1 protein-coding gene is annotated in these 1,884 nt (G+C 70.8%); it reads right to left on the bottom strand.

Features of this window, described 5'->3' with window-relative positions:
- The coding region (locus E1J50_RS27715; RefSeq protein ID WP_165937994.1) for an Ig-like domain-containing protein at window positions 1-1,884 on the bottom strand (1,884 nt) is incomplete at both ends.

The raw sequence follows: 1,884 nt of genomic DNA, 5'->3' as shown, positions 1-1,884 counted from the left end.
AGGCACCGTAGGCCTTGCCGTCGACGCTGTAGATGAAGCTGCCGCCCGTCTCCACGCCCGTCGTCAAGAGCCGGGGATCGGTGGTCAGGCGGTCCCCCGGAGTGCCGGTATCGTTCGCGAGAGCCAGCGTCGGGACGCCCGGCGCCGACGTGTCGAGGGTGAAGCTCAGGTAGCCGGCCTCCGAGACGTTGCCCGCGGCATCGGTGTGCTTGACCGAGACCGTGTGCTCGCCGTCCATGAGGGAGGCGGGCATGTAGGCGTTGGAATAGGTCCCGCCGTCGACACTGTAGGTGTAGGTGCCGCCGGTCTCGGAGGTCACGACCGCGAGGCTCGCGTCCTTCGTCATCCTGTCGCCGGGCAGGCCGGTATCGTTGGCGAGCCTGACGACGGGCGCGTCCGGAGCCGTCCGGTCGAGGACGAAGCTGAGGACGCCGTCCTCGGAGACGTTGCCAGCGGCGTCGGTGTGATGGACCCGCACGGTGTGCGCGCCATCCGCGAGGTCGCTCTCGTCATAGACCGCGACGAAGCCGTGCCCGTCAATGCTGTAGGCGAGGCTGCCCCCGATCTCCCCGGCCGTGACCGTGATCTCGGCATCGCTCGTGACGCGGTCGTTGGCCGAGGCACCGGTATCGTGGTCGAGGGCGACGACGGGCTTGGCCGGCGGCGTGGTGTCGATGGTGACGCTGATCGGCAGGCTCTTGCCGGTATTGCCGGCGCCGTCGGTGCCGGAGGCGGTGACGACGTGCTCGCCCTCGCCCGAGATCTGCACGTCCGCCTTCCAGGCCCCGTCCGGGCCGGACTTCGTCGAGCCGATCTCCCGGCCGTTGTCGAGGATGTGCACGGTGATCCCGGCATCGGCCGGACCGACCGAGCCCGAGAGCGAGAGGAGACCCGCCTTCGTCGGAGCGCCGGCGGCGGCCAGGGTCACGCCGGGCGCGACCGCGTCTCCGTCGCCCTCGGGGCGGCTGTCGCCGTCGACGTCGCCGATATGGTGCTTGGCGTAGCCGACCTGCACGCCGAGGCTGTCGCCGGTGAACTTCGCCCGCACCGCCGCCACATCCTCGTCGGTGAAGGCGATGGCGAGCGCCGGCGCGGTCTCGCCCTGCGCCACGCGGCTCACCGCCGCGACGCCGACGAGGAACGCCATGCCGTCCGCCGCCGTCGCCTGGGCTGCGACGAGGGCGTTGTGGCCGTTGAGCAAGGCCTCGACGTCGGACGCGAAGGTGGACGGCGGCAGGTAGCGGTCGACCAGGGCGTGCACCGTCGCCGGGTCTGAGAGGTCGAACGGCTGGCCCGTCGCGATCATCTCGACGATGTCGTGCATCGGGTTCGCGTAGGGGAGCGCCGCCTGGAGGAGGGCGACGGTGTTGAGGATCTGCGAGGCCGCGACGAACAGGTGCTCGTAGAGGGCGATCTGCTGGGGCGTCGCGCCCTCCTTCAGCATGCCCGCGATCGGGTCGATCTGGGTGACGTCGACCCCGGCACCGAGGCCGAGCGCACCGCGCAGCTCCGTCTGGGCGGAGCTGAGATTCGCACCGAGCCCCATCAGCTCGACGAGGATCGTGGTGAGGGGAGACACCACCGTCGAGCCGGCCGGCGCCTTGAAGACGCCGTTGAAGGCGAGGTTCGTGGCCGTATCGAGTGCGCCCGGGCCGCCGGTGGCGACGATGGCCCCGGGCTTGCCGACGAGGGTGAAATGGCCGCTCGCGTCGGTCGTCGTCTGGGCCTCGAAGCTCTGGCGGACACCATCGTTGTTCGAGTCCATGAAGACGGTGGCGCCGGCGATGTAGCCGTCCTGGAGCGAGCCGCTGATCACGGCCTGCGAGCCGGGGGCGGGGTGCACCACGTTCAGGGTGAAGACGTCGGTGACCGTGAGCGGCGTCC

It is taken from the genome of Methylobacterium segetis, assembly GCF_004348265.1.
Lineage (GTDB): Bacteria > Pseudomonadota > Alphaproteobacteria > Rhizobiales > Beijerinckiaceae > Methylobacterium > Methylobacterium segetis.
The sequence above is the reverse complement of the archived record's forward strand: the minus strand, read 5'-3'. Positions and strand labels throughout refer to the sequence as shown.